Annotated in this window: 7 protein-coding genes and 3 pseudogenes; 4 read left to right on the top strand and 6 right to left on the bottom strand. The window is 67.3% G+C overall.

The genetic code is table 11. The features are described from left to right. The 5 genes and pseudogenes from LNW71_RS35340 to LNW71_RS37210 all read right to left on the bottom strand — a co-directional run. Nucleotides 1-994: pseudogene (locus tag LNW71_RS35340) on the bottom strand (lytic polysaccharide monooxygenase); the annotation flags it as partial. Between the two features lie 591 nt (nt 995-1,585). Continuing rightward, entirely contained in the window at nt 1,586-2,569 is a 984-nt protein-coding gene (locus tag LNW71_RS35335; protein ID WP_250972311.1) for an IS481 family transposase, read from the bottom strand. 112 nt (nt 2,570-2,681) lie between these two features. Beyond that, the gene (locus LNW71_RS37215; protein ID WP_374119562.1) at nt 2,682-3,101 is read right to left on the bottom strand and encodes an acyl-CoA synthetase; all 420 of its coding nucleotides are present in this window, start codon (nt 3,099-3,101) and stop codon (nt 2,682-2,684) included. 45 nt (nt 3,102-3,146) lie between these two features. Further along, nucleotides 3,147-4,477: pseudogene (locus tag LNW71_RS35325) on the bottom strand (AMP-binding protein); the annotation flags it as partial. Nucleotides 4,478-4,487: 10 nt separating this feature from the next. Next, the gene (locus LNW71_RS37210) at nt 4,488-4,808 is read right to left on the bottom strand and encodes a TauD/TfdA family dioxygenase (protein WP_374119561.1); all 321 of its coding nucleotides are present in this window, start codon (nt 4,806-4,808) and stop codon (nt 4,488-4,490) included. A gap of 592 nt (nt 4,809-5,400) precedes the next feature. Between LNW71_RS37210 and LNW71_RS35315 the strand changes: the two are divergent. Next, nucleotides 5,401-5,889: pseudogene (locus tag LNW71_RS35315) on the top strand (AraC family transcriptional regulator ligand-binding domain-containing protein); the annotation flags it as partial. 100 nt (nt 5,890-5,989) lie between these two features. On the opposite strand, the gene LNW71_RS35310 reads toward LNW71_RS35315, so the two are convergent. Next, nucleotides 5,990-6,178, bottom strand: coding sequence for a hypothetical protein (locus LNW71_RS35310; RefSeq protein ID WP_250972313.1), 189 nt, complete (start codon nt 6,176-6,178; stop codon nt 5,990-5,992). A 12-nt stretch (nt 6,179-6,190) separates the two neighbouring features. Between LNW71_RS35310 and LNW71_RS35305 the strand changes: the two genes are divergently transcribed. The 3 genes from LNW71_RS35305 to LNW71_RS35295 all read left to right on the top strand — a co-directional run bounded on the left by LNW71_RS35305 (nt 6,191) and on the right by LNW71_RS35295 (nt 7,810). Further along, the gene (locus tag LNW71_RS35305; protein WP_250972309.1) at nt 6,191-6,427 is read left to right on the top strand and encodes a helix-turn-helix domain-containing protein; all 237 of its coding nucleotides are present in this window, start codon (nt 6,191-6,193) and stop codon (nt 6,425-6,427) included. 444 nt (nt 6,428-6,871) lie between these two features. Further along, complete coding sequence (locus tag LNW71_RS35300) at nt 6,872-7,144, top strand: 3-keto-5-aminohexanoate cleavage protein (RefSeq protein ID WP_250972308.1); 273 nt, start codon at nt 6,872-6,874, stop codon at nt 7,142-7,144. Nucleotides 7,145-7,249: 105 nt separating this feature from the next. Further along, nucleotides 7,250-7,810 (top strand): 3-keto-5-aminohexanoate cleavage protein, encoded by a 561-nt coding sequence (locus tag LNW71_RS35295; RefSeq protein WP_250972307.1) that lies wholly within the window; start codon nt 7,250-7,252, stop codon nt 7,808-7,810. Nucleotides 7,811-8,047: the final 237 nt, after the last annotated feature.

Here is an 8,047-nt window from a genome sequence, read left to right as displayed (position 1 = left end):
GGTCCGGTTGTAGTCGACACTCCTGACCGTGAGCGTGCCGTCGGACCCTGTGGTCAGGGCGCCGTTCCACACACTGCTGACCTTGGCGCCCGCGCCCGGCGTCCACTTCACGGCCCAGCCCTCACGCGCCGTCGTGCCATGGTTCATGACCTCGACAGAACCTGGAAGCCGCCGCTCCATGAGTTGGTCACGCTGTAGACGGCCATGCAGCCGGAGTGCGGCTCGGTGGGTGTGGGGTCCGGTGTCGGGGTCGGGTCCGGCGTCGGAGTGCTGCCTGACCCGCGGATGCCGGTCACTTCACCATTACCACGTCGAAGACGACGTCGGAGCAGGAGAAGAAGTTCTCCTGGCTGTCCGAGCGGACCCACTGGACGAACATCACCGCGTCACCCGAGCGGCCCGAGGGCAGGGCCAGATCCCAGTAGTAGTGGCCGCCGTCCGTGCCCGGCGAGCCGGTCTGCGGCGGGTTGGTGACGGTCTCGACGAGCTCCAGGTCGTCCCAGCCCAGTTCGGTGGAGGGCGCGTATCCGGGCTTGGACAGGTACACCCGGAACGAGCCCGGGTGCGCCGCCCAGTTGCTGTGCTTGACCTGGATCGTGTTCCCGGAGGTCAGGTGTGTCCGGGGCCAGTCGGCGCGGGCGGCGTTGTATCCGGTGAAGTTGTACGGCGACCGGTCACCGGCGCTGCACAGCTTTCCGTCCGGGACGTAACCCGCGCCTCGCCCGCCCGCGTTGGAGTCGAGGACCGCGAACCAGTTGTACAGCGCGTTCGCACCGCTCTCGCTGAGCGCGGCCTTGCAGGCCGGGTTGGTCGGGTCCAGAGCGCCGGTGCTGGTCTTGGCGTCCAGCATGCAGAGGTAGGTGCGCGACCCCGGCGTCATCGTCACGCCGTGCGCCTGCGCATCGCCCTGGCCGAGCAGCGTCAGGGCCAACCCGCTGAGGAGCGTCGCGAGCACCGTTGCCAGGGAGGCAAGTTGCTTCTTGCGTCGAGTCATGGTGTCTCCTGTGCCTGTGTGGGTTGTCTTCACTGAGCAGGCCGCGCGCGGTACGCGGGCCATGCGGCCCCGCGCGCTTGCGGGGCCTCTCCGGGAGGAATGAGCGGTTAGGCGATCAGGGGAATCGGGAGCACTGAGTGGGAGCGCTCCCACTCGATGGTTCGTAGGGGACTGTAGGAGTGTTGCGTGTCCCTGACAACCCATCGGAATGAAATGCGTCGGCCGGATTTTCCCGCGGGGGCCACGGTTCAGGGGCCGCTGAGGATGCCCCCGCCACCCGCCTCAAGTGCGCCCAGTAAGGAGCTTGACCGGCAATCCGCCACCACCCGCGGCTACGACGTGCGGTAACCACGGTCAGGCGGGGCGGTCTCCCGCAGCGGGGGACCACCCCGCCGTACAGCGAGGGCCTGGGGCTCTAGGGCGTGTTTTGAAAGTCCCGCCTGCCCGGCGGCGCCTGGCACGCACGCTCGCGGCGTTGCGGAAATGCCCTAGTAGCTCCGCTACGAGGCCACTTCCGCGCCTTGCGATCGCACGCACCAGGCGCCGCCGGGCCCGCCCTTCGGGCGGACGACGCTACTTTCAAAACACGCCCTAGCTGTATTGACCCGGAGCGTTGTTCACTCGGCTGATCGGGGGCTGGCCTCCGAGTGCGGTGTGGCAGCGGTGGTGGTTGTAGGTGTGGAGGAAGTCTGCCAGGGCTTGAGTTCGTTCGGTGTTGGTGGTGTACGGCCGTAGGTAGGCCCACTCGTCCAGCAGGGTGCGGTTGAAGCGCTCGACTTTGCCGTTGGTCTGCGGTCGGTAGGGCCTGATCTTCTTGTGGGTGATGCCGGCCGCGGCCAGGGTCTGGGTGAAGAGCCTGGATTTGTAGCAGGAGCCGTTGTCGGTCAGGACGCGTTCGACGGTGATGCCGTGGGCGGTGAAGAACGCTTGGGCCCGTTGCCAGAATCCGGCTGCGGTTTCCTGCCTTTCGTTGGTGAGGACTTCGCTGTAGGCGAGGCGGGAGTTGTCGTCGACGGCGGAGTGGATGTAGCTGTAGCCGATCACTGGTTTGCAGCTCTTGCGCTGGTCGGTGGTGGCCTGGCGGTTGTGGTCGCCGGCTGTGCGGCCGACGGTGCGCCAGCCGCCGCCGTCGGGGATGTTGCCGAGTTTCTTGATGTCGACGTGGACCAGCTCGCCGGGGCGGTCGCGCTCGTAGCGGCGGATCGGCTCTCCGGTCGGCCGGTCCAGCCAGGCCAGCCGGTTCAGGCCGTGGCGAGTAAGGATCCGGTGGACTGTGGAGGCGGGCAGCCCCAGAATCGGGCCGATGCGGGCCGGGCCGAGTTTGCGGGCCTGCCGCAGATCACAGACGGCGGCTTCCGTGTCGGAGGCCGTGCGGTGCGGCGTCGAGTGCGGCCGGCTGGAGCGGTCGTGAAGGCCGGCGTCGCCCTCGACCCGCCACCTGCGGACCCATTTATGGGCGGTAGGCCGCGATATGCCCACCTCCGCGGCGATGTGGGCGACCGGGCGGCCCGCGAGGACTCGTTCGACCAGGATCCGCCTGCCGTGAACGGTCAGCCGGGCATTACGGTGGGACACGAAGACCTCCGTGTGGTGCAGTCCTAGACAGCTCCACCACATCGGAGGTCTTCGTCATGTTCAAGACCTGCCGAGTGTCAACAACGCTCGTGATCAATACACCTAGCACCCTCTATTCCACGACGATCTCTCGCTTGAGGATCTTTCCCGTAGCTCCTTTCGGGAGCGCGTCGGTGAAGGTGACGATCCGCGGGTACTTGTAGGCAGCCACCCGCGCCTTGACGTGGTCGCGGATCTCCTCGGCTGTGATCTGGGAGCCGTCCCGCACAGTGACGACGGCGGCTATCTCCTCGCCGTGGATCTCGTGCGGCACGCCGACGACCGCGGCTTCCGCAATGGCCGGGTGTTCGTAGAGGACTTCTTCGATCTCGCGCGGATAGACGTTGTATCCGCCGCGGATGATGAGGTCCTTCTTCCGGTCGACGATGAAGTAGTAGCCGTCGTCGTCGACCCGCGCGAGATCACCGGTGTGGAACCAACCGTCCCGGACAGCTTCCGCAGTGTCGTGCGGACGGTTCCAGTACCGCTTCATCACGTTCTCGCCGCGGATCGCGATCTCACCCACCTCGCCAGGGCCCACCGGGGTGCCGTCGTCGGCCATGAGTGTGAGTTCGACGCCGTGGATCGGGACACCGATCGAGCCGGCCTTGCGGGGCCGGTCCGCAGGATTGAACGAAGCGACCGGCGACGTCTCCGAGAGGCCGTAGCCCTCCAGTACCGTGACGGCGAATTCCCGTTCGAAGCTGTGCAGTACCTCGACCGGTAGAGAGGCGCCACCGGAAACTGCCAGTCGCAGGTGTGAGAGCGCGTGCCCGTCGGGAACCCTGTTGCTGAGCAGCGCCGAGTACATCGTGGGGACGCCCAGGAAGATCGTGGCCCGTCCCTCCGCATGATCTCCAGCGCCTCGGCCGGATCGAAGCGTGGCATCAAGGTCAGGGTGGCGCCCGCAGCGACGGCGGCGTTGAGGGCGCAGGTCTGTCCGAAGGCGTGGAACAGCGGCAGGCCCCCGAACAGCACGTCGGCGGGGCCGACGTGGAGCAGCGTCCCGGCCGTGGTGGCCGCGTTGGTCATCAGGTTGCGGTGGGTCAGTTCGGCACCTTTGGGGTTCCCGTTGTGCTGATGTGTAGAGGATCACGGCGGTGTCGTCCGCCGCCGACCGGCGACCCGTTGCATGGGTTCGCAACCCTGAACCACGGTGTCGAACGTCGCCGTGTCGGTGACCAGGTAGTCGACTTCGGCCTCTGTCGCGGCTGTCGCCACCTCCTGCGAGGCGTGAGGCGATGTCACCACGATCCGGGATCCGGAATCCCTGAGGGCGAAGGCGACTTCACGGGACTTCGACAGCGGGTTCATCGGCACGACCACGCCACCGCAGCGGAGGATGCCGTAGTACGCCACCGGGAAACAACTGATGTTGGGCATGATCAGCGCGACACGATCGCCCGGTTCTACTCCTCTGCCTCGCAGCAGTGTGGCGAACCGGGCGCTCGCGTCGTCGAGCTGTGCGTAGGTGAGCGCGATGTCACCCTGGCGGACTGCGACGCGGTCGCCGCCCGACCGGGCGGACTTCGTCAGGAGTGAAGCGAGGTTGTCCATGGGGCCCTGTTCGGACTGGATTGGTGGGGTGCAGGTGTGACGGTCACCGGCAGGGACGGAAGCCGCGGAGACGTGCGGAATTCTGTGTCGCGATGACGTCGCGAGGGGAAACCCCGCCGCGTCCCTGCCCGCGGCCAGCCACAGCCGTAGGACGTGGCGCCTCAGATCGGGCTCGGCGAAGTCCTCGTACCCGGTACGGGAATGAAGAACGGTGTGGTCGTTCACGCACAGCAGGTCGCCGGCCTCGAAGTCGACATCGAGCCGGAACTCCGCGGACTCCGCCAGTGCGTCGACGAGGTCGAACAACTCCAGATCTTTCGGGTCAAGACGGGAACGTCCGGGAAGCGCTGCGCGGATTCGAGATAGCAGCGGTTGTAGCGCATGCTGAGCCCGCTCCGGCTCCAGGACGCGAGCGGGAGCGCCGCGTACGGGAGGTCACCGGGGGCCTGCTCCTCCCGGAGATCGAAGAAATGGTGCGGTACAGCCGCTCGACCAGATCCGGCCGCCGCTCCATGACGGCGTTGTGGACCGCTGCCGAGCTGACGAGGGCGTTCTGCGCGCCGGAGCGGGCCGCTCGCAGGCACAGCAGTCCGAGGGCGTCGCAGCCGTCGCTGTGAAACGGCAGACTCTCGCGGTCTGATATCCGCGCGTCGCCGGGTCGGTGAGGCTTCGGCCGGTGTCCCGGGCGTGGCCGAGCATGTGACCCGACGCGTTCTGTGAGACCGGCGTACCCAGATGGCGGCCCACTCCCCAGAAGACGGTGCCGGCCGCGGCCTGGTTGTACCGCTCGACCGGAATGCCCTTGACCAGTACGAAGCCCCGTCCGTTCTCCAGTACGTCGGCGATGTGCTCCAGCTCTCCAGCCAGCGTGGGCAGCGGAAAGTCACCGGAAGTGATCTTGAGCAGCGGAATGCTGCGCTCCTGCACCGCGCGCAGGGCCGCGTCGAGTTCGTCGATCTGCGCAGAGGAGAGCCGTAGGACCCATTCCCCGAGTCGGCCTGCTCCGGTCCCTTCCACACGGCCGGCCCGGTATGGAGCCGCCGCGGTATGTCGGTCTCGCTCGTCATGGTGGCCTCCCTTGCTCTCTGTTCCTTCGCGAAGGAATTCCGACCGTCCGGGTCGCCGCATCCAGGCGGAGAGCGCCGCCGCGGTGGTGCAACGCTAGGTCACGACGAGAGCCGATACTTGACTTGACGTGACATCTCGCTTATCACTTGGGGACTCAGCCCCCTGGAGTGCGTCATGAAGCCACTTGTCCGCAACGCAGCGCTGAACAGCTATGTCGAGGTCAGCCAGTCCCTCGGTATCGATCCGCGGGCCTTGATGAAGCGCGTGGGCCTGGACCCCGTCGGCCTCGCGGTTCAGGACGATGGATTCCCGGCGCGGCGGTCGTCCAGTTGCTGGAACTCTCTGCTGAGGCCTCACACCGAGCGGACTTCGGCCTGCTCCTCGCCGAGCGGCGCCGCTTTTCCAATCTCGGCCCGATCAGTCTGGTCCTGCGCGACGAGCCAGATGTCCGCAGTGCCCTCGAACTCCTCGTCCGGCACGAGTACATGTACAACGAGATGCTTCACAGCCGGCTCTCCGAGGCGCGTGGCCTGGCCACCCTCAGGGTGAGTCTCGAAGTGGGTGAGGCCATGTCCACCCGCCAGGCGACCGAGCTGGCCGTGGGTGCCTTCCACGGGGTGCTCCGCAGCTTTCTGGGGGACCGGTGGCAGCCGCTGTCCGTGTGCTTCGCGCACGACGCGCCGGCGGATTCCGGCACCCACCGGCGTCTCTTCGGCCCGTGGTGGAGTTCGGCCGGGAGTTCAACGGAATCGTCTTCTACGCCAGCGAACTCAAGGCTCCCAACCCCATGTCGGACCCGCTGCTGCGGACGTACGCCCGGCAGTACTTCGAGTCCATCGCGATGTCCAGGGACACCACCGTGCTGGACCGCGTGAGTGAGCTGATCGAAGTCCTGCTGCCCACCGGGCGCTGTTCGATCGAGCAGGTCGCGGACAGCCTCGGCATGACCGGAGGACCGTGCACCGCCACCTGGCGGCTTCGGGCGAGACCTTCTCCTCGGTTCTCAACACGACACGCATCCAGCTCGCGGAACAACTCGTCGCGAACCCCCGCCGATCGTTCACGGAGATCGCCGGTCTGCTGGGTTTCTCCGCACCGAGCGCCTTCTCGCGCTGGTTCCGCGAGCGGTTCGGCTGCACCCCGAGGGACTGGCGGGTCCGCGGGACCGCGCAGCGGCGCTCGGGCGAGGAATGACCAGAAGCGACCGGGCGCGAACCCGGGTCTGTGTCCCCAAGCGATAAGTCTTCTGTCACCTTCGGTCAAGCGCGTGCCCGTAACCCGCGCTTAACGTGGGGTCCACCGCAAGGGACATGGTCGGCCCACGAGGACGAGCAGGAAGCCCTGCCCGATGCCGCGTGACCCCTCCAGTACCGCCGCCGATCGCATCCGAACGACCGCGCGAACCGGGAATCCCTTCCGCACCTTCGCGTCCGTTCCTCGCCTGCCCTTCCGGAACCACAGGCAGCGCTGCGGGCAGCGAGTGAAGCCCCACCGACAGAAGTCCCGTCCACAAAGGAGATGGACCGTGCATTTCTTCGACGACTCCCTGTATCCGGAGAACCAGGAGAAGCTGGTCATCCAGGCCGCGCCCTACGGGCCGGAGTGGCTGCCCGGTGACGCGACGACCTTCCCCTCACCATGGACGAGCACGTGCAGGCGGCCGTCGATTGCTACAACGCCGGCGCCACGGTGCTGCACATCCATGTACGCGAGCTGGACGGCCACGGCTCCAAGCGAATCTCCATGTTCAACGAGCTGATGGCTCGGCTGCGCGAGGCCGTGCCGGACATGGTCCTGCAGATCGGCGGATCCATATCCTTCGCCCCCGAGGACGAGGGGGGCGACGCCAAGTGGCTCAGCTACGACACCCGCCACATGCTGGCCGAGATCACCCCCGGCCGGACCAGGTGACGATCGCGATCAACACCAATCAGATGAACATCGTCGAGCTCTTCGACGACGAGGACATCGAGGGCACCTCGATCGCCAGCCGGGGTACTACCAGGCCTACCGGACATGGTGGTCGAGGCCGGGCCGGACTTCTACCTCGAACATCTCGAGCGGCTCCGGGCCAAGGACGTCCAGCCGCACTTCCAGCTCGCCAACCTGGCACAGCTGGAGACCGTGGAACGGCTGATCCGCAAGGGCGTCTACAGCGGACCCCTGGTGCTGAACTACGTGGCCATCGGTGGCGGGTTCGCCGGGCGGCACCCTGCCGACCTGGTCGAGTTCATCCGCCGCGTCCCGGACGGCGCCGTACTCACCATCGAGGCCTCCATGCGCGCGGTGGCACCGATGAACGCGGTCGGCATCGCTCTGGGTGCGCACGTGCGGGTGGGTAACGAGGACAACCTGTGGCAGCGCAAGGGCGAGCGGATGTCGTCCGTCGAGCAGGTCGAGCAGATGGTCCGGATCGCCGATGCGCTGGGCCGCGAGGTCGCCACCGGGCAGGACGCCAAGCGGATCTACCGCATCGGCGAATGGTACGCGGACGCCGACGAGACCTCGCCCGGCTCGGCATGGTGCCCACCGCGCCCCGGACAGCGCGGCTCCATGCTCCGCGACGTCACGAACTGACCCGGCTCCCACGGGCGGCGGCCGGAGGCCCCTGCCGCCGCCCCACACCACCCCATCAAGCCTGCACACGAGCAACGGAGCACGTCATGGCATACGCCATTCGCTTCCATGAAACCGGTGGCCCCGACGTCATGAAGTGGGAAGAGGTTGCAGCCGGTGATCCCGGCCCGGGCGAGGTACGGATCCGGCACGTCGCCGTCGGACTCAACTTCGCCGACACCTACTTCCGCACCGGCC

The organism is Streptomyces sp. RKAG290 (genome assembly GCF_023701695.1).
GTDB lineage: Bacteria > Actinomycetota > Actinomycetes > Streptomycetales > Streptomycetaceae > Streptomyces.
This window is presented reverse-complemented; position numbering and strand designations above follow the sequence as displayed.